This window comes from Pseudomonas sp. PHC1, from assembly GCF_046487845.1.
Lineage (GTDB): Bacteria > Pseudomonadota > Gammaproteobacteria > Pseudomonadales > Pseudomonadaceae > Aquipseudomonas > Aquipseudomonas sputi.
Genome location: NZ_JBJXHJ010000022.1, coordinates 49,058 through 68,548 on the forward strand (window position 1 = coordinate 49,058; position 19,491 = coordinate 68,548).

General features: G+C 60.3%; 20 protein-coding genes. 18 read left to right on the plus strand and 2 right to left on the minus strand.

All coding sequences use genetic code 11. The annotated features are described in order from the left end of the window. Positions 1–38: 38 nt before the first annotated feature. From ispF to rpoS, 6 genes are all read left to right on the plus strand, one after another. Entirely contained in the window at positions 39–512 is a 474-nt protein-coding gene (gene ispF, locus ACKJSM_RS23080; RefSeq protein ID WP_410238963.1) for a 2-C-methyl-D-erythritol 2,4-cyclodiphosphate synthase, read from the plus strand. Then, positions 509–1,567, plus strand: a complete 1,059-nt coding sequence (gene truD / locus ACKJSM_RS23085; protein WP_410238964.1) for a tRNA pseudouridine(13) synthase TruD — start codon at positions 509–511, stop codon at positions 1,565–1,567. Before ispF ends, truD begins: the two co-directional genes overlap by 4 nt. Next, complete coding sequence (gene surE / locus ACKJSM_RS23090) at positions 1,555–2,304, plus strand: 5'/3'-nucleotidase SurE (protein ID WP_410238965.1); 750 nt, start codon at positions 1,555–1,557, stop codon at positions 2,302–2,304. The genes truD and surE overlap by 13 nt, the downstream gene beginning before the upstream one ends. Before the next feature lie 41 nt (positions 2,305–2,345). Further along, the gene (locus ACKJSM_RS23095; RefSeq protein WP_170844894.1) at positions 2,346–2,981 is read left to right on the plus strand and encodes a protein-L-isoaspartate(D-aspartate) O-methyltransferase; all 636 of its coding nucleotides are present in this window, start codon (positions 2,346–2,348) and stop codon (positions 2,979–2,981) included. Between the two features lie 210 nt (positions 2,982–3,191). After that, positions 3,192–4,073 carry a peptidoglycan DD-metalloendopeptidase family protein gene (locus ACKJSM_RS23100; RefSeq protein ID WP_410238966.1) on the plus strand — a complete coding sequence of 294 codons (882 nt, stop codon included), beginning with the start codon at positions 3,192–3,194 and terminating at the stop codon, positions 4,071–4,073. A gap of 106 nt (positions 4,074–4,179) precedes the next feature. Beyond that, on the plus strand, positions 4,180–5,187 hold the full coding sequence (gene rpoS, locus ACKJSM_RS23105; protein ID WP_007954831.1) for an RNA polymerase sigma factor RpoS: 1,008 nt from the start codon (positions 4,180–4,182) through the stop codon (positions 5,185–5,187). Between the two features lie 488 nt (positions 5,188–5,675). On the opposite strand, the gene fdxA is transcribed toward rpoS, so the two are convergent. Both fdxA and mutS read right to left on the minus strand, forming a co-directional pair. Continuing rightward, on the minus strand, positions 5,676–5,999 hold the full coding sequence (gene fdxA / locus ACKJSM_RS23110) for a ferredoxin FdxA (RefSeq protein WP_007908827.1): 324 nt from the start codon (positions 5,997–5,999) through the stop codon (positions 5,676–5,678). A gap of 163 nt (positions 6,000–6,162) precedes the next feature. Further along, positions 6,163–8,745, minus strand: coding sequence for a DNA mismatch repair protein MutS (gene mutS / locus ACKJSM_RS23115; protein WP_339485567.1), 2,583 nt, complete (start codon positions 8,743–8,745; stop codon positions 6,163–6,165). Positions 8,746–8,955: 210 nt separating this feature from the next. Here mutS and ACKJSM_RS23120 point away from each other — a divergent pair, with 210 nt between their 5' ends. The 12 genes from ACKJSM_RS23120 (at position 8,956) to ACKJSM_RS23175 (ending at position 19,479) form a co-directional block, all read left to right on the plus strand. Next, positions 8,956–9,690 (plus strand): helix-turn-helix transcriptional regulator, encoded by a 735-nt coding sequence (locus ACKJSM_RS23120; protein ID WP_236178350.1) that lies wholly within the window; start codon positions 8,956–8,958, stop codon positions 9,688–9,690. 521 nt (positions 9,691–10,211) lie between these two features. Next, positions 10,212–10,550, plus strand: coding sequence for a phage holin family protein (locus ACKJSM_RS23125; RefSeq protein WP_410238967.1), 339 nt, complete (start codon positions 10,212–10,214; stop codon positions 10,548–10,550). 73 nt (positions 10,551–10,623) lie between these two features. After that, positions 10,624–11,145 (plus strand): hypothetical protein, encoded by a 522-nt coding sequence (locus ACKJSM_RS23130; protein ID WP_410238968.1) that lies wholly within the window; start codon positions 10,624–10,626, stop codon positions 11,143–11,145. A 3-nt stretch (positions 11,146–11,148) separates the two neighbouring features. Then, on the plus strand, positions 11,149–11,757 hold the full coding sequence (locus ACKJSM_RS23135) for a phage baseplate assembly protein V (protein WP_410238969.1): 609 nt from the start codon (positions 11,149–11,151) through the stop codon (positions 11,755–11,757). 14 nt (positions 11,758–11,771) lie between these two features. Next, a complete protein-coding gene (locus tag ACKJSM_RS23140) occupies positions 11,772–12,104 on the plus strand; it encodes a phage baseplate protein (protein WP_236178354.1) in 333 nt (110 codons plus the stop codon). Further along, positions 12,101–13,096 (plus strand): baseplate J/gp47 family protein, encoded by a 996-nt coding sequence (locus ACKJSM_RS23145; RefSeq protein ID WP_410238970.1) that lies wholly within the window; start codon positions 12,101–12,103, stop codon positions 13,094–13,096. Before ACKJSM_RS23140 ends, ACKJSM_RS23145 begins: the two co-directional genes overlap by 4 nt. Further along, complete coding sequence (locus ACKJSM_RS23150; RefSeq protein WP_410238971.1) at positions 13,093–13,728, plus strand: phage tail protein I; 636 nt, start codon at positions 13,093–13,095, stop codon at positions 13,726–13,728. The genes ACKJSM_RS23145 and ACKJSM_RS23150 overlap by 4 nt, the downstream gene beginning before the upstream one ends. Further along, positions 13,729–16,998, plus strand: coding sequence for a tail fiber protein (locus ACKJSM_RS23155; protein WP_410238972.1), 3,270 nt, complete (start codon positions 13,729–13,731; stop codon positions 16,996–16,998). Positions 16,999–17,008: 10 nt separating this feature from the next. Further along, positions 17,009–17,518 carry a DUF4376 domain-containing protein gene (locus ACKJSM_RS23160; RefSeq protein ID WP_410238973.1) on the plus strand — a complete coding sequence of 170 codons (510 nt, stop codon included), beginning with the start codon at positions 17,009–17,011 and terminating at the stop codon, positions 17,516–17,518. A gap of 100 nt (positions 17,519–17,618) precedes the next feature. Beyond that, a complete protein-coding gene (locus tag ACKJSM_RS23165; RefSeq protein WP_039771239.1) occupies positions 17,619–17,804 on the plus strand; it encodes a hypothetical protein in 186 nt (61 codons plus the stop codon). 2 nt (positions 17,805–17,806) lie between these two features. Continuing rightward, positions 17,807–18,973 carry a phage tail protein gene (locus tag ACKJSM_RS23170; RefSeq protein ID WP_410238974.1) on the plus strand — a complete coding sequence of 389 codons (1,167 nt, stop codon included), beginning with the start codon at positions 17,807–17,809 and terminating at the stop codon, positions 18,971–18,973. Further along, positions 18,973–19,479: a phage major tail tube protein gene (locus ACKJSM_RS23175; protein ID WP_410238975.1), complete on the plus strand. Its 507-nt coding sequence runs from the start codon at positions 18,973–18,975 to the stop codon at positions 19,477–19,479. Before ACKJSM_RS23170 ends, ACKJSM_RS23175 begins: the two co-directional genes overlap by 1 nt. Positions 19,480–19,491: the final 12 nt, after the last annotated feature.

The following is a 19,491-nucleotide window of genomic DNA, read 5'->3' on the forward strand; positions in this document are numbered from 1 at the left end:
GTAGAATCACGCCCTGACAAAAATCGGGGCGTTTTTTTATGCGTATTGGCCACGGCTATGATGTGCACCGTTTCGCTGAAGGCGATTTCATTACTCTGGGCGGCGTACGAATCGCACACGGCTTCGGGCTGCTCGCTCACTCCGACGGTGACGTCCTGCTGCACGCCTTGAGCGATGCCTTGCTCGGCGCGGCTGCGCTGGGTGACATTGGCAAACACTTCCCGGACACCGACCCGCAATTCAAGGGCGCCGACAGCCGAGTGCTGTTGCGTCATGTGGTCAGCCTGATCCACGCCAAAGGCTGGAAGGTCGGCAACGTCGACAACACCATCGTGGCCCAGGCGCCGAAAATGGTCCCTCATATCGAATCGATGCGTGCGCTGATTGCCGCGGATCTTCAGGTTGAACTGGACCAAGTGAACGTGAAAGCCACCACCACCGAGAAGCTCGGCTTCGTCGGTCGCGAAGAAGGCATCGCCGTGCATTCCGTTGCCTTGTTGCTGCGCGCATGAACGAACTGCAACTGCTCGGCCCACGGGCCTATGGCGACGCCCTCGGCACTGCGGTACTGAAAGCCATCGCCGAAGACTTTCAGGTCGATGAAGTGCTCGACATTCCGTTCAGCGGAGACGGCGAACACCTGTGGATCTGGGTGGAAAAACGCGGGCTGAACACTGAAGAGGCCGCACGCCGTATCGCCAAGGCGGCCGGTGTGCCGCTACGTACGGTGAGTTACGCCGGGCTCAAGGATCGTCAGGCGCTGACCCGCCAGTGGTTCAGCGTGCAACTGCCGGGCAAGGCCGATCCGGATCTGTCGGCGGCGGAAAACGATACGCTGAAAATCCTCAAGACCACCCGTCACAAGCGCAAGCTGCAACGCGGTGCGCATTCGGCCAACGGTTTCACGCTGCGCCTGACCCAGTTCAATGGCGACAAGGCCGCCATCGACGAGCGTCTGCAACTGATCGCCAAACAAGGCATCCCGAATTACTTCGGCGCCCAGCGTTTCGGCCATGACGGTGGCAACGTTGTCGATGCCCGCTCCTGGGCCGCGCGCAAGGCACTGCCGGAGCAACGCAATGTGCGTTCGCGACTGCTGTCGACCGCGCGCAGTTTTCTGTTCAATCAGGTGCTGGCAGCGCGAGTGGCCGATGGTACCTGGCAGCGTGCTCTGGTCGGCGATCTGCTGGCGTTCACCGACAGCCGCAGCTTTTTCCCGGCCGGTGAAGCCGAGTGCAGCGATCCGCGTCTGGCGATTCTTGACCTGCACCCGACCGGTCCGCAGTGGGGCGAAGGTGACTCGCCGGCGGCCGGGCTTGTCCATGATCTGGAGCAGGGGATCGCCGCACGCGAGGCGGATCTGCGCGATTGGTTGATTAATGCCGGTATGAGCCACGAACGTCGCATCCTGCGACTGCCCATTGGCGGGTTGACGTGGCATTATCCCGAGCCTGACATTCTGCAACTGGAATTCGTCCTCCCGGCCGGATGCTTCGCGACCGTATTGGTGCGCGAGCTCGTTGATCTGGTGCCGGTGGGGCAGACGGACAGCCCATGCGTATTCTGATTTCTAACGACGATGGGGTGACAGCGCCCGGTCTTGCCGCGCTTTATACTGCGTTGGCGGATTACACCGAGTGCGTGGTGATCGCCCCGGAACAGGACAAGAGCGGTGCCAGCAGTTCGCTGACACTCGATCGTCCGTTGCACCCGCAATACCTGGCCAACGGCTTTATCAGCCTCAATGGCACACCGACCGATTGCGTCCATCTGGGGCTCAACGGTTTGCTCGAACGTGAGCCGGACATGGTGGTTTCAGGGATCAACCTCGGCGCCAACCTGGGTGATGACGTGCTGTATTCCGGGACGGTGGCAGCCGCCCTCGAGGGCCGCTTTCTCGAGCGCCCGTCATTTGCCTTCTCGCTGGTTTCGCGGCAGGTCGACAACTTGCCCACGGCTGCCTACTTTGCGCGCAAACTGGTCGCGGCCCACGCCGGGCTTGATCTGCCACCGCGCACGGTGTTGAACGTGAACATACCCAATCTGCCGATCGATCACATTCGCGGCATTCAACTGACCCGTCTCGGCCATCGCGCCCGCGCGGCGGCACCGATGAAAGTCGTGGACCCGCGCGGCAAGGCCGGTTACTGGATCGCGGCGGCAGGCGACGCGGAAGACGGCGGGCCGGGCACCGATTTCCACGCGGTGATGCAGGGTTACGTATCCATCACTCCGTTGCAGCTCGATCGCACCTTCAATGATGCCTTCAGAAGTCTCGACGGCTGGCTGGAGGAGCTCAATTAATGGCTCGTGAACAAGACGACAGGCTGCGCAGCGGCATCGGGATGACGTCCCAGCGAACCCGTGAGCGGCTGATCCAGCGTCTGTATGAAGAGGGTGTTTCCAACGCCAGCGTGCTGGAAGTGATCCGCCGCACCCCGCGGCACCTGTTCGTTGATGAAGCGCTGGCGCACCGTGCCTATGAAGACACCGCGCTGCCGATCGGCAACAACCAGACCATATCGCAGCCTTATATGGTGGCGCGCATGAGCGAGCTGCTGCTGGAAGCCGGGCCGCTGGACAAGGTGCTGGAGATCGGCACCGGTTCCGGTTACCAGACGGCGGTACTGTCGCAACTGGTCGAGCGGGTGTTCTCGGTGGAGCGCATCAAGGTGCTGCAGGATCGGGCCAAGGAACGCCTGGTCGAGCTCAACCTGCGCAACGTGGTGTTTCGCTGGGGCGATGGCTGGGAAGGCTGGCCGGCGCTGGCTCCGTACAACGGCATTATCGTCACCGCGGTGGCCACCGATGTGCCTCAGGCTTTGCTCGATCAACTGGCACCGGGCGGGCGGATGGTGATCCCGGTGGGTTCGGGCGAAGTACAGCAATTGATGTTGATCGTGCGCGAAGAAAACGGCTTCTCTCGACACGTTCTGGGCGCGGTGCGTTTCGTGCCATTGCTCAACGGTCCGCTGGCCTGAGCATTTGTTCAGGCCGCTGAATTCCTGTTCAACGCGCCTGTCTTACAGCGGCAGCGAGTGTTTAAACAGGAAGGATCGTCTACAAGCAAACGTGTGCGCCAGGCGATAGCGCTTCTATAAAGGTAAAGCCGGTTGCGCCCGTTATACTTGCGAAGTTTCATGCCGAAACCGGCATTCCACATTTTTCAGCCACCACAAAGGGAGCGGCGGGTGAGTCTCACAGTCATTGCGCAGCGTATGGGTAACACGAGCTTTCAGCGCCTGGTGACTGGCCTTGTCTTGAGCACCTTGCTGGTCGGTTGCTCCAGCACAAAATCGAGCAACGTTCGGGTCGTTGATCGCAACAGTACGGTGGCCCAGCGTCCTACAGTGACGACCGGACAGTATGTAGTCCGTCCGGGCGACACTCTGTTCTCCATCGCTTTTCGCTACGGCTGGGACTACAAAGCCCTCGCCGCCCGGAACAATATTCCTACGCCATACACGATACATCCGGGTCAGGCGATTCGCTTCGACGGGCGCACCGGTTCAACGTCGACTGCGGTTGTCAGCAACTCCGGCTCTTCAGCGTCTTCGTCCAGTAAAACCACGGTTATCCGGCGCCAGGCAAATGGCACGACAACCACTACAACCACGCGATCCGGCGCGGCTTCCACGACGGTTGTACCGTCCGTCGCCAACAAGCAAACACCCGCTCCACTGCCTTCACCGAGCCCAGCCCCGACCGGCTGGGGATGGCCATCTAATGGCATTCTGATTGGTAAATTCTCTTCAAACGGTAGTTTGAATAAAGGAATTGATATCGCCGGAGATTTGGGACAGCCTGTTTTAGCTGCGTCTGATGGGACAGTGGTATACGCCGGGAGTGGCTTAAGGGGCTACGGCGAATTGGTCATCATCAAACACAGCGAAACCTACGTCAGTGCTTACGGACACAACCGTCGGCTGTTGGTACGGGAGGGGCAGCAGGTCAAGGTCGGACAGACAATTGCCGAAATGGGGTCAACGGGTACAGACCGGGTGAAACTGCATTTTGAGATTCGCCGACAAGGTAAACCTGTAGATCCGCTGCAGTTCCTGCCCAGACGTTGATTTGCAGACCAGCCTGTTCCGTCACGTAGAGGGGACAGGCTCCAGCGCTGCCAAGGATAAAGGCGTCGCTTGAGCTTGGGGTCGAACTCACCAAAGGACTATAACAATGGCTCTCAGTAAAGAAGTGCCGGAGTTTGACATCGACGATGAGGTTCTCCTGATGGAGACCGGCATCGATTCGGATTCGATGTCGAATGATGAAGGGGCTGCTCCACCTTCCGTTCGTGCCAAATCCAAACACTCCGCTTCACTTAAACAACACAAGTACATCGATTACACTCGGGCACTCGATGCCACGCAGCTGTACCTCAACGAAATCGGCTTTTCCCCTCTGCTCTCCCCGGAAGAAGAAGTTCATTTTGCGCGCTTGTCGCAAAGTGGCGATCCTGCCGGGCGCAAGCGCATGATCGAAAGTAACCTGCGGCTGGTCGTCAAGATCGCCCGGCGTTACGTCAATCGGGGGCTGTCGCTGCTGGATCTGATCGAAGAGGGCAACCTCGGACTGATCCGCGCGGTGGAAAAGTTCGATCCCGAGCGCGGCTTCCGCTTCTCGACCTATGCGACCTGGTGGATTCGTCAGACCATCGAACGCGCAATCATGAATCAGACTCGGACCATCCGGTTGCCGATTCATGTGGTCAAGGAGCTCAACGTGTACCTGCGGGCTGCACGTGAGCTGACGCAAAAGCTCGACCACGAACCTTCACCCGAAGAAATCGCCAACCTGCTGGAAAAACCGGTGGGTGAGGTCAAGCGCATGCTGGGCCTGAACGAGCGGGTTTCTTCGGTCGACGTCTCGCTGGGTCCGGATTCGGATAAAACCCTGCTGGACACCCTGACGGATGACCGTCCGACCGATCCGTGTGAACTGCTGCAGGATGATGATCTGTCGCAGAGCATCGATCAATGGCTCTCGGAACTGACCGACAAGCAACGCGAAGTGGTGGTGCGCCGTTTCGGCCTGCGCGGCCACGAGAGCAGCACGCTGGAAGATGTAGGCCTGGAGATCGGCCTGACTCGGGAACGGGTGAGACAGATCCAGGTGGAAGGCCTCAAGCGCCTTCGGGAAATACTCGAGAAGAACGGCCTGTCGAGCGAGTCGCTGTTTCAATAAGCCACCCGCATGACCGCCAGGCAGTAAGCCCCGACTCGTTCGGGGCTTTTTGTTGGGGTATCGAAAGCGGCAGATGTTCCCGCCTTGTAGGTTTGCGCTGTAAGCCTTTGCTGACTGTATCGTAAGTGTTCGTTATTTTTACACTGCCGCTGAAGGCGATTGCGCTCATCGTCTGCTTTTAAGTAATTGATCTATATGGCTATTTTTTAATGTTAAGAGCTTGTGACAAAGGGCGCGTTCGCCGGAGACCAGTTGCCCCCGCCGGGGAAATCTCTAGTATCCGGGTTGTGTCGACGGATAGACACGCCCTTCAAGGAAGAGGGGAATGGACATCGCAGGACGCGATTCATCAGGACGATGAAAAGGAACACAGGGAATAGGGAAAAAATGTGGGCGGGTCAAACCGCCCCTTTTTTTGCCTGAAAAAAGGCAAAACCCGGAAAAGCAAAAAGGCCCGCGAGGGGCCTTTCTTCCAAACGCGGGACAAATCAGCGTTCGAGGTCTTTGATCTTGCCTTTGACGCCATCCCACTCTTCGGCATCCGGCAGCGATTCTTTCTTCTCGGTGATGTTCGGCCAGATTTCGGCCAGCTCGACGTTCAACTGAATGAATTCCTGCATTTCTTCCGGAACTTCGTCCTCGGAGAAAATGGCCACGGCCGGGCATTCCGGCTCGCACAGAGCGCAGTCGATGCACTCGTCCGGGTGAATTACCAGGAAGTTCGGGCCTTCGTAGAAGCAGTCCACCGGACAGACTTCTACGCAGTCGGTGTACTTGCACTTGATGCAGTTGTCGGTGACGACGAAGGTCATTTCTAATTTTCTCCTCAGGCGGCGGCAGCGTTGCCCCTTCACGGTTGGGGTCGCCAGGTTCGGGAGCGATGTCTGCCAGCCAGGCTATTAGCCAGCAGCATCCCGAACCGCGCGAGATTCTAACAGCTTGAAGCCGTTTGCGTTATATCCGGTTCGTCGGTGCTTATATCCGGTTCTTCAGTGCATAGAGCATTTCAAGCGCACGACGCGGTGTGACGTCATCCAGATCCAGCTTGGCCAATTCATCCAGCACCGGATGCGGCAGGCTGGCAAACATGTCGCTTTGCTGCGGCGGCGCCGATTTGCCTTTGACGGCCGGTTTCGGCGCCTCGTGCGGCAGCGCGGTATCTTCCAGGCGGCTCAAGTGCTCGCGAGCTCGCACAATCACCTCGCTTGGTACACCGGCCAGCTGTGCCACAGCAAGGCCATAACTCTGGCTCGCCGGCCCCGGCAACACATGGTGCAGGAACACGATGCGCTCATTGTGCTCGGTCGCATTGAGATGCACGTTGGCCACCAGTGGTTCGGCTTCCGGCAGCACGGTCAGTTCGAAATAGTGCGTCGCAAACAGAGTATAGGCCCGCAGTTGTGCCAGACGCTCAGCCGCCGCCCAGGCCAGGGACAGGCCGTCGAAGGTGCTGGTGCCGCGCCCGACTTCGTCCATCAGCACCAGGCTGCGCTCGGTGGCGTTGTGCAGAATGTTCGCGGTCTCGCTCATTTCCACCATGAAGGTCGAACGCCCGCCGGCGAGGTCATCGCTGGAACCGATCCGGGTGAAGATCCGGTCCACCAGCGACAGTTCGCAACTGGCGGCCGGCACGAAGCTGCCGATGTGTGCCAGCAGCACGATCAGTGCAGTCTGGCGCATATAGGTGGATTTACCGCCCATGTTCGGGCCGGTAATCACCAGCATGCGGGTGTTGTCGTCCAGACTCAGGTCGTTGGCCACGAACGGCGTGGTCAATACTTGCTCGACCACCGGGTGACGGCCCTGGGTGATACGCATGCACGGTTCGCTGACGAAAGTCGGGCAGTTCAGGTCGAGGTTCAGCGCACGCTCGGCGAGGTTGCTCAGCACGTCCAGTTCGGCGAGAGCCGAAGCGGTGTCCTGCAATGGTGGCAACTGGCTGATCAGATCTTCCAGCAACGCCTCGTAGAGCATCTTCTCGCGGGCCAGGGCGCGGCTCTTGGCCGACAACGCCTTGTCTTCGAACTCTTTCAGCTCCGGGGTGATGAAGCGTTCGGCACCCTTGAGGGTCTGACGGCGGATGTAGTCTGCGGGCGCCGATTCAGCCTGCTTGCTCGGCAGCTCGATGAAGTAACCATGGATACGGTTGTAGCCGACTTTCAGGTTGGCGAGGCCGGTACGGGCCTTTTCCCGGGCTTCCAGATCGATCAGGAATTGGCCGGCGTTCTCGCTCAGCGATTGCAGCTCGTCGAGTTCGCTGTCGTAACCGGTTTTCAGCACGCCGCCGTCACGGATCACCGCCGGCGGGTTGTCGATGATGGCTTTTTCCAGCAGCGCCGCCAGTTCCGGATAAGTGCTGGTGGTGGTCGCCAGGCGTTGCAGGTGCGGCGCCTCAAGATCGGTCATCGCCGCTTGCAGTTCAGGCAGTGCGCCGAGGGCGTCACGCAGACGGGCAAGGTCGCGAGGGCGGGCATTGCGCAGACCGATCCGCGCCAGAATCCGCTCAATGTCGCCGATTTCCTTGAGCTGCGGTTGCAGGTTTTCAAAGCGATAGCGGTCGAGCAGGCAAGTGATCGAGCTCTGGCGCGCCAGCAGCACGGTCAGGTCGCGCAGTGGGCGATTGAGCCAACGGGTCAGCAAGCGGCTGCCCATGGCGGTCTGGCAACGGTCGACTACCGATTGCAGGGTGTTGTCGCGGCCGCCGGCCAGGTTGGTGTCGAGTTCGAGGTTGCGGCGGCTCGCGCCGTCCAGCACCACGGTGTCGTCCAGCCGTTCATGGCGCAGGCTGCGCAGATGGGGCAGGGCGGTGCGCTGGGTTTCCTTGGCATAGGCCAGCAGGCAACCGGCGGCGCCGATCGCCAGGGTCAGGGTTTCGCAACCGAAGCCTTTCAGGTCCTGGGTGGAAAATTGCTGGCAGAGACTTTTCAGCGCCGAGTCGCGTTCGAAATCCCACGGCGCGCGGCGACGAACGCCACGGCGTTTTTCCGCCGGCAGATCCTTCGGCCAGTCATCCGGGATCAGCAATTCGACCGGGTTGACCCGCTCCAGCTCCGCCAGCAGGTTTTCCCAGCCCTTGATCTCCAGCACGGTGAAGTTGCCGCTGGTGATGTCCAGCACGGCGAGGCCGAACAGGCGCTCGTCGCCCAGCACCGCCGCGATCAGGTTGTCGCGACGCTCATCGAGCAACGCCTCGTCGCTGACCGTACCGGGGGTGATGATCCGCACCACCTGACGCTCCACCGGACCTTTGCTGGTGGCCGGATCACCGACCTGCTCACAGATCACCACCGACTCGCCGAGCTTGACCAGCTTCGCCAGGTAGCCTTCCGCCGCGTGGTACGGAATTCCGCACATCGGAATCGCCTGCCCCGCCGACTGCCCACGCGCGGTCAGGGTGATGTCCAGCAACTTGGCCGCCTTCTTCGCGTCTTCGTAGAAGATCTCGTAGAAGTCGCCCATGCGGTAGAACATCAGCTGGTCCGGGTGCTGATTTTTCAGGCGCCAGTACTGCTGCATCATCGGAGTGTGGGAGGACAGGTCGGAGACGGCTTTATTCATCGGATTGTCAGGCAACTCGTTCAAAGGTGTGGGGCAAAAGCGCGGCAGTGGCCGGGCTTTTCCGCGATGGGCGCAAGGTTACCATGGGCGCTCTGTGGTCCGCAGGCATCGCGGCCGGGTGACACCTATCTGGCGCAAAAACGTCGACTATGCACGATTTATGCAAATCAGCATTTGTCTTCGCGAAAAACTTCAAGCACTATGCGCGTTATGCAAAAACGCAACGTATCTACCGTCTTAAGAGCACTGCTCGACCAGCACGGGATCTCCCCCACGGAGCTCCACCGTCGCACCGGCGTGCCTCAATCCACGCTCTCGCGGATTCTCAGCGGGAAGATCGTCGATCCTTCGGATAAACACATCTCGAAGATCGCCGAGTACTTTGCCGTGAGCACCGATCAGTTGCGCGGGCGCGCGGATGTTGCGCCGGGCGCCAACGCCGGACGCGACGAGTTGCATTCCGAACTCAAGGACATAAGCCTGTGGGACGACGATACCCCCGTCGATGACGACGAGGTGTCGGTGCCCTTTCTTCGCGAGGTTGAATTGGCTGCTGGATCAGGAAGATTCGTCATCGAAGAGAGCGAGCGCTCGAGCCTGCGCTTCGGCAAGCGCAGTCTGCGCCATAACGGTGTGCAGTTCGATCAGGCCAAATGCGTGACAGTACGGGGCAACAGCATGTTGCCGGTGCTGCGCGACGGCGCCACGGTCGGCGTCAATGCCGGCAAATGCGGGATCGGCGACATCATTGATGGCGACCTTTATGCGATCAACCACAACGGTCAATTGCGGGTGAAACAGCTCTATCGCCTGCCTACCGGTATCCGTCTGCGCAGCTTCAACCGCGATGAGCATCCGGACGAGGACTACAGCTTCCAGGATATGCAGGAAGAGCAGATCGTCATCCTCGGTCACGTCTTCTGGTGGGGCATGTACGCCCGCTAAGCCAATCCTTTCAGACAAAACCCGCTTCGGCGGGTTTTTTTTCGCCTCTGGAAAACCGGCCAGCCCTTGAACGGCGGGGCTTCCATGCATCTGCGCAAATTTAACGCATAAATAAATGCATTTACGCATTGACTGTATATGCATCCATGCATATTCTTGCCACCAAGCCGCTCGACAAGGCGGCTGGCAACAACAGCTCTTTAGTTCCTCAAGAACAGGCAGCGATGAACCGGCCTCAACGGTTCAGAGGGTTGGCAACTGACCCGGGTGTGCAGCGTAAAGCACCAGAAGCAGTTATCCGGCGGGCAGGGACCGCGGTCGGAAAAACAATATGAATGGACTCGTACCGCGCCAGTAGCGCCGAAAAGTCAGCTTCCTTCACGCACACAGGATTGAAGGAAGGCGAAGGAGCGCATTACTGAAAAGCCCGGCGGATTGCCGGGCTTTTTGGAATGCCTGCCTCAAGAGAAAACGATTGAACCCCACACACACCACTCATCCATCACACCAGGAGGCGTGACATGACAAACGAGCAACAAGCGTTGGCGGACATGCCGATCTGGCTGGTCATCCTGCTCGCCCTGGTGGGCGGCGTATCCGGCGAAATGTGGCGCGCTGACAAGGAGGGCGCCCGCGGCTGGGCGTTGATCCGACGTCTGGCGTTGCGCTCAGGGGCCTGCGTCATCTGCGGAGTGTCGGCGATCATGCTGTTGTATGCCGCCGGTATGTCCATCTGGGCCGCGTGCGCGATCGGTTGCCTGACGGCCATGGCCGGTGCCGACGTGGCCATCGGTCTTTATGAACGCTGGGCCGCCAAGCGCATCGGTGTCTGCGAAGTTCCTCCGCGCGACCCGCAGTAACCCCTTCACTTTCCTGTCTCGCTGCACGCCGTGCGGCGGGACTTTGCGTGGACATCAGAAAAGGAGGTCAAGCATGCCCACACCGATCGAGCAGCCCTCACAGCTGTTCACGGCATTGGCCACAGCCTTGCGCAACAGCTCCGAGCTGAACGTGCAGGTCGGCACTCACGATGAGTTCACAACCCCCGGCGACAAGGCCTGGGTGCTGATCGACATCGAGCGAAATGCACCGGGAGAGCGCGCCGCCAATGGGCGCATTGCCCATGTGCTGACCCTGTCGCTGCAAGTCATTCCGGCGCTGTCCGCCACGGCGTTTGCTGCCTGCGACCTGATCGCCGCCTTGAAGAATCTGGTCACCGACAACCGCTGGGGCTTGCCCGGCGATCAATGCGATCTGCCGATGAACATCGATGGAATGCCGTCATTGCTCATCCGCGCCGATCAGCCGAACAAAGCCTGGACGTTGTCCTTCAACCAGACCCTCTATCTGGGCCCGACCTTGCTGGACGACCCGCTCGGCACGCCGAAATTCGCCCGCACCTGGGAAGTCAGCGACATCGACGACCCCGACCAATACACCACGCTGGAGGCCTGACCGATGTTCGACGCATTACTGCGTATGCAACTGGGCCCGATCATCGAGCGCCTGGCGGAAATGGAAGCGGAGATTGAAGACCTGCACCGTCGCGCCGAGAGTTATTGCCGCATAGGAATCTGTCAGGACGTCGATGCCGCGAGCAACACCTGCAGGGTCAGCCACGGTGGACTGCTCACCCCCGCCATCAAATTCTTCAACCCCAGCGCCGGCGCGCAGAGCGAGTCGCGGATCCCGACGGTGGGTGAGCAGTGTCTGCTGTTCAACTACGGCAGCGGTGAAAGCGGCGCCCAGAGCGTGGCGTTGTTCGGCCTGAACAGTGACCGTTTTCCACCGGCCTCCACCGTACCAACGCTGACGCGTCGTGTTCATCAGGACGGCAGCGAAAGCGGCTACGACGACGCCACGCACACCCTGCACTGGCAAAACGGTCCGGCAGCCTTCAGCGGCTCTCGCGAATCGCTTGAACTGAGCATCGGCCCGGCACGGCTGGCGATGACACCGCAAGCGATCAACCTGCAACTGGGCGCCGTCGGCCTGACCATCGACGCCTCGGGCGTGCACTTCAGCGGCCCGCTGGTGGATCACCAGGGCCGCGTCATCAGCCCCTGAATCAAGAGCTTCCCATGATCGGAATCGATAGAGACAGCGGGGCCACGGTCGACGACTGGCTGCAGTTTGTGCAGCGCGCGACCCGGGCCCTGACCACGCCGCTGGGCACCCGGCAAAAAAGGCCCCTTTATGGTTCGTTGATCCCCACATTGCTGGGGCAAAACCTGGGCGACGACATCCTGTTGCTCGCCCAGAGCCACGCAGCCCAGGCGTTCTACAACCCGCAAAACGGCATCAGCGATTTCCAGCCCGGCGTGATCGTGGCGAGCCGAAAGGGCGCGGGGTTGCTGCTGCGATTTGCCGGCACCTGGAAAAACCGCCAACAGACTTTCGAGGTCGTGACATGAGCATGTTGATCCCCGGCCAGAATCAGTTGGCCGAACCCTCCTTGATCAAGGTCGATGCCTTCGAGGATCTGCTCGCCGAGTTCAAGGCCTTCGTGGTCGAGTACGTCGGCGCCCGCTCGCCGCAGAGCGCGGAAAAACTCAAGACCAGCCTGGACAACGAAAGCGAACTGCTGACCCTGGCCCTCGAGGCTTTCTGTGTTCGACTGCAAACCCACGAACGCAAATACAACGCCCGGATCAAGCAGATGCTGGCGTGGTGGGCCACCGGCAGCAACCTCGATGCACGGCTGGCGGACATGGGCCTGGAGCGACAGTTGCTCGATCCGGGCGACCCGGCGGCATTCCCGCCGGTGCCGGCGATTTACGAGAGCGACGACGACGCCCGGCTGCGTTATTACCTGGCGCCCCATGCGCCGGCGGCGGGTTCGCGGATGCAGTATCGCCGCGAGGTGTTCACCCTTGGCGAACGGCCGACGGTGAAAGTCGAATCCACCGATGCGGGGGTTGTGAACGTCACTTACACCTTCGACCCGGACGGCCTCGCCGCGCAGGTCAAGGACGGTAACGGCCGCCGCACCGCGCCGGGTGAAGTGCAAGTCACCGTGCTTGCCCGAGAGGGCGACGGTACGCCATCCGTGACGTTGCTCGACGGCGTGCGCCGACACTTTGCCCGGCCCGATGTCTGTCCGGAAACGGACAAGGTCACGGTGCAGGCTGCCGAGATTCAGCGCTACAAGATCCGCGTCGTGGCCAAGATCAATTCCGGCCCGGATTCGGGCCTGACCAAGGTTGCCGCGCAGCAACACTTGCAGGCCTACGCCGACAGCTGCCATCGCCTGGAAGGCCGGGTCGATCCGAGCTGGATCGACTACACGCTGCACAGCGCCGGCGCCGTGCAATTGCAGATTCTTGAACCGCTGGAGCCTGTCGTGTGCTCGGCGTTTCAAGCGCCGTACTGCACGGCGGTCGAGGTCGAGGTGCAGACGCTATGACCGATCAGACACCGCGTCCGACCCTGCTGCCGGCCAACAGCTCGGCGCTGGAACGGGCACTCGATATCGGCTTCGGCGCATTGCTTGATCGCATCGCGCCGCCGTTTCCCGAATTGATGAACCCGGCCTCAACCCCCGTCGCCTTCCTGCCGTATCTCGCAGCGGATCGCGGCGTCGCCGAATGGAGCACCGACGCACCGGAAGCGGAAAAGCGCCTGACCGTTGAACTGGCCTGGCCCACCGCGCGCCAGGCCGGCACTCGCAAGGCGTTGGAGAACGCCGCCAAGGGTTTGCAGCTCAGGCCGGAAATCCGCGCCTGGTACGAGCAGACACCGCCCGGCGAGCCTTACAGCTTTTCCGTGCGGGCCTTCAGCGAACAACCCTACAGCGAAGAAATCGACGCCCGTCTCGACCGACGCCTGGCGGATGCCAAGAGCGAGCGGGACGTGCTGTCGGTGTCGGTCGGCCTCAGCGCCTTCGGCAATCACGTCATCGGCGCCGCGACCTTCTGCGGTGAGTTGACCACGGTTTATCCGGTGTTCATCGAAGGGCTCGAAACCTCGGGAGAGGCGTTCATGGGCGCAGGCATGTACACCGTCGAAACATCCACTATTTATCCTCAGGGGGCCTGAATGGCTGACTATTACACCCTGCTCACCAACGCAGGGATTGCCTACGAAACGGCGTGCAAGGCCGCGGGCTTGCCGATCAAGCTGACGCAGATTTCCGTCGGCGACGGCGGCGGCGCGGTCTACAACCCGGCCGCGACCGCCACCGCGCTCAAACGCGAAGTCTGGCGCGGTCCGCTCAACGCACTGTTCCAGGACGAGAAAAACCCGAGCTGGCTGCTCGCCGAAGTCACCATCCCGCCGGACGTCGGTGGCTGGTACGTGCGTGAAGCCGGGCTGTGGACCGACACCGGGATTCTCTACGCCATCGTCAAATACCCGGAGTCGTTCAAACCGGTATTGGCCACGTCGGGCTCGGGCAAAGAGTTCTACATCCGCTCGATTTTCGAGACCAGCAATGCCTCGCTGGTGACGCTGCTGATCGACGACACCGTGGTCAAGGCCACTCGCGCCTGGGTCATGAGCTACCTCGCCGAAGAACTCGGCAAACTCGATGGCAAACAATCGGTACGGGTTGCCGCCACCGCCAACGTGGTGTTGAACGGTGCGCAGCAGATCGACGGCGTGGCAGTGATCGCCGGCGACCGCGTGCTGCTGTCGAATCAGACCCTGGCCAAGGACAACGGCCTGTGGATCGTCGCCAACGGCGACTGGGTTCGGGCCAACGATGCCAACGTCAGCGCCAAGGTCACACCGGGCCTGACGGTGATGGTGGAAGAGGGCACGCTCAACGGCGATTCGCTGTGGCACCTGACCACCAACGCGCCGATCACCCTCGGCACGACTGCGCTGACGTTCAAGATGCTGGCAGGTCGTACCGGGATTGCCGCCGGGACTTACAAGAGTCTGAGCGTCGACGAATACGGCCGCGCGACGGCCGGCTCGAATCCCGACACGCTGGCCGGTTTTGGCATCAAGGACTCCTACACCAAAGCTGAAGTCGAAGCGTTGATTGCCAAGGCGTCGGCGTTGCCGGTGGGATCGATTGTTGCCTTCCCCGTTGACACACCGCCACCGGGTTTTCTGGAGCTGGACAACAGCGTCAAGAGCAGCGCGACTTACCCGGACTTGAGCGCCTATCTGGGCGGCAAGTTCAACAAGGGGGATGAGGGCGTCGGGAATTTCCGGTTGCCTGAGGCGCGTGGGGAGTTCTTGCGGGGTTGGGATCATGGGCGTGGCATCGATGGCGGTCGGGCAATCGGCAGTTCTCAGACTGACACGCTGCAGAACATCTACGGCACCTTTGATGGCTATCTCGATATCACCACCGTAAGTGGCGCGTTCACAATGGGCAACATGAGCCGGTCCTCATCGCCGCTCAACCAGAAAGACGCTTACCACAGTGTGATCCTTGATGCTTCAAAGGTGGCTCGTACTTCCACGGAAACCCGCCCCCGCAACATTGCCGTCATGTGGTGCATCAAGGCCTGGAACGCTCCGATCAATCAGGGAAACATTGACGTAGCGGCACTGGTCAAGGAAGTCTCCCGGCTCGGATCTGCCGTTCCGGTGGGTGCTGTCATGGCGTTCCCGACGGGTATCGTTCCGCCGGGCTTTCTGGAGCTGGATGGCAGTGTGCAGAGCATTGCAACCTATCCGGATCTGGCGGCGTACCTGAGTACAAAATTCAACAAGGGCGATGAAGGCACCGGCAGTTTCCGGTTGCCGGAGTCTCGCGGAGAATTCCTGCGGGGCTGGGATCATGGTCGCGGGATCGATATAGGCCGTGGGATTGGTAGCTGGCAGGCGGACGACAACAAGGCTCACGCCCACACCTACACCCGGGTTCCGGTTTTCGGCAATACCGGTGGCTCCAACGCCGCGGGTATCGCTGCCGACAATGGAACGCAAGCGGGCAATTCCAACTTTTCCAGCTACATGAACACGTCGGGAGGGAGCGAGGCTCGACCGCGTAACTTGGCGGTCATGTGGTGCATCAAGGCCTGGAACGCGCCGATCAATCAGGGAAACATCGACGTCGCCGCACTGGCCGATGAAGTCGCGCAGCTCAAATCCTCTGTACCGGTCGGAGCTGTCCTGTCGTTCCCAACGGGTGTCGTTCCTGCCGGTTATCTCGAACTGGATGGCAGCGTGCAGAGCATTGCGACCTATCCGGATCTGGCGGCTTATCTCGGTACAAAGTTCAACAAGGGGGACGAAGGTGCGGGCAACTTCCGCTTGCCGGAATCTCGCGGTGAGTTCCTGCGTGGCTGGGATCATGGACGTGGAATAGACGCCGGTCGTAATGTCGGCAGCTACCAGGCCGGTACGAAGATCCAGGGTGACAATGCCGAGGCGCCAGCCGTTCAGGGCATTGGCAACTCCGACGCGATCGATGCCGATCCGGCGCCTGATTTCAAAGGTGACATCTACTACACGTCCACCGGTGTCACTGCCCTCAATACCGGTTCGTACTGGAAAACCGTGCGCCCACGCAACCTCGCCGTGATGTGGTGCATCAAGGCCTGGAACGCACCGGTCAATCAGGGAAATATTGATGTCGCCGCGTTGGCAGCTGAAACCAGACTGGCTCGACTCAGCGGCGCAGAAGTTGGCGCCGCGCGTAATCTGAGAATGTCGCTGCCTGTCGCCGCTTCGGTTGCAACGCTGACCGCTGACCAACTGATTGTCGAGCAGCCGGGTGTTGGCCAGTACAGGTTGTCGAACGTCAACCTGTCCATCGACCTGACAACGGTTGGCGCTGGCGGAATGGACATTGGTTCTGCTCCTGCCAGTGGCAGCGTCGGCATCTATGTCATCTACAACCCTGACTCCAAAGTGGCGAAGATGCTGGCCGTCAACGCCACTTCGATTTCAATCCCTGAAGTCTACGGCGGTTCCAATATGCCAGTCGGTTACACAGCGAGTGCACTGGTCAGTATTTGGCAGACCTATGCGAGTCGACTGATGTCAGTCGGTACCCAACATCAGCGGTTGGTATCCATCGGTAAAACGTCAATTCTGTCCAACGGCGTGTCACAGACATGGACACCCCTTTCCCTGGCAGCTGTGGTTCCGAAGAACGCCAAGACCGTTGGTGGATATGTTCACTACATTGCGAATGCTGAAACGGGTGGAGGTGGTTATCTCGGGATCGCGTCGGATGCAACGGGTAGTGGAATGAAGACTATAGGAATTGGTGGGGTAGCCAGGCTGGGGGTTCTCAGCGCATTTTCCGATATGGCAATGACAACATCCCAGACGATTTACTACACCGTGGATACATCCGTACCGAGTGCAAACAGCATCTTCATCTCGCAATACAGTTTTTAAGGAGTTACCTATGTTGAGAGCTTACTCAAATGTGGGGACGGCCTTTCGTTGTGTCGCCCCGGACTGGCCGCTGGCTGACGGCGAGGTTCTTTTTGACCATGAACCTACCGAAAACGAACTGGAAGAGGCGTTTGGTCATGCCTACGGCACGTTGGTAAAAAGCCGTCGGTTGACCTGTATTGCCGAAGAGCGATTCCGTCGTGAAGGCTCGGGCATCTTGGTCGATGGCGTCGCTATCGATACTTCCCGAGACAGCCAATCGCTGATCGCCGGCATGGCAGTCTCAGCGATGCTGGATCCTGCCTATCACTGCAGTTACAAGGCTGTAACTGGTTTTGTCCAGCTGACCTCGGCGCAGATTCTCGGTATTGCAAAGGCTGTTCGCTTTCATGTTCAGGCTTGTTTTGACCGAGAGAAGGTGCTGACAGAAGCGGTGATTGCCGAAACCTATACCGATGAATTACTCAAGGATGGCTGGCCGGATTCCTCGCCAGGCACATCAGACACAACCCTTCAATAAAGCCCCGCATATCGGGGCTTCTTCTTGTCTGCCCTACAACATTCAACACCCGCCAAGCCCCTCCCTTTGAGGGGCTTTCCCGTTTATGGAGAAACGAAAAATGGCAACCCGCCAAACCTACACCGTGCTCGTTCCATTCCCCACCGGCGGTGGGCACTGGTCGAGCGTCGGCCAGGAACTCGATCTGCTCGATGTCGAGGCCAGTGCGCTGCACAGCGCCGGTCGACTGGAGCTGAAAACACCTACCACCAAGGCCGTGAAGGCCGCTGCCAAGAAGGCTGACTGACTATGGCTGAGGTTCTGAACTTCGAGCACAACGGCATTACCGTCAATGCCACCGAATCCCCGGAGGCCATGGGTGGCCTGGGTGACAACGTTATCGGTCTGGTCGGCACTGCGCCGAACGCCGATCCGCTGATTCCGCGTAACGCGCCGTTTCGCATCAACAGCTTCACCACTCATGCGTTGCTCGATCCGACCGGTTCGGAAGAGGGCACCCTGTACCACGCGGTTTACCAGATCCTCAAAGTGGTCAAGGTGCCGGTGTACGTAGTGATCGTCGAAGCGGGCGCGACCCCGGCCGATACCGTCAACGCCGTTATCGGCGGTGTTGAACCGGCCACCGGCCGCAAGCTCGGTCTGGCGGCACTGGGCAGCGTCCCGGAAGACCTGACCATCATCGGCGCGCCAGGCTTCACTGGCACCAAGGCGGTGGCCAGCGAGTTCGCCGCGTTCGGCAAGCGCATCAAGGCCCGTGTGGTGCTGGACGGCAAGGACGCCTCGGTCGCCGATCAGGTGTTGTACAGCCAGGAACTGGGTGGTGCGGATCTGGGTTTCGACCGTTGCCTGGTGGTGCACAACATGCCCGCCGTGTACTCGAAAGCAGCGAAGAAAAACGTCTTCCTCGCGCCCTCCAGTCTGGCGATTGCCGCGCTGGCCAAGGTCAAGCAATGGGAAAGCCCGGGCAACCAGGTGACCTACGCCGAAGACGTGTCGCGGGTCGTCGAGTACAACATCCTCGACACCTCCACCGAAGGCGATCTGCTCAACCGCTACGGCGTCAGCTACTACGCCCGCACCATCCTTGGCGGCTTCTCGCTGCTGGGCAACCGCTCGATCACCGGCAAGTTCATCAGCTACGTCGGTCTGGAAGACGCCATCAGCCGCAAGCTGGTGAAGGCCGGCCAGAAAGCCATGGCCAAGAACCTGACCAAGTCGTTCATGGATCAGGAAGTCAAACGCATCAACGACTGGCTGCAAACCCTGGTCGCCGACGAAACCATTCCCGGCGGCAGCGTATATCTGCACCCGGAACTCAACAGCGTCGAGAAGTACAAGAACGGCACCTGGTACGTGGTCATCGACTACGGCCGCTACGCGCCGAACGAACACATGGTTTATCAACTCAACGCCCGCGATGAAATCATCGAGCAGTTCCTGGAGGACGTTCTCTAATGTTTACCAACCGCGTAAGACAGGCCATCGCGGCCACCCTGCAAGGCCTGCCGTTGTCGGCGACCGTTGAGGAATTCACTCCGCCGAAGATCGACTTCGACATGGAAAACATGACGGGCGGGCGCTTCATCGTTGAGGAAATGGCCAAGAGCGCCAAGCCGCTGAATGCCACGCTCAAGCTGCAAGGCACCGGCGCTGAAGTGCTGCTGGCGATGGGCGTGAAACTGGGCGACGACATTCTGCTGAACGTGCGTGAAGCCGGTCAGGACCAGGACGGCAACACCTGGTTCACCTATCACACCATTGGCGGCAAGCTCAAAACCATGGGGGAGGAAGCAATCAAAATGGGTGGCAAAGCCCTGACGACTCTTGAGTTCTCCTGCCGCACCTACAACCGCCTGGAAAACGGCGTGCCGGTGATCGACATCGACGTGCGTACCCAGAAGTTCGTGCTCAACGGCGTCGACATCCTCGGTGATGCCCGTCGTGCGGTGCTGATGCCGTAAGCCTCGGCCAAA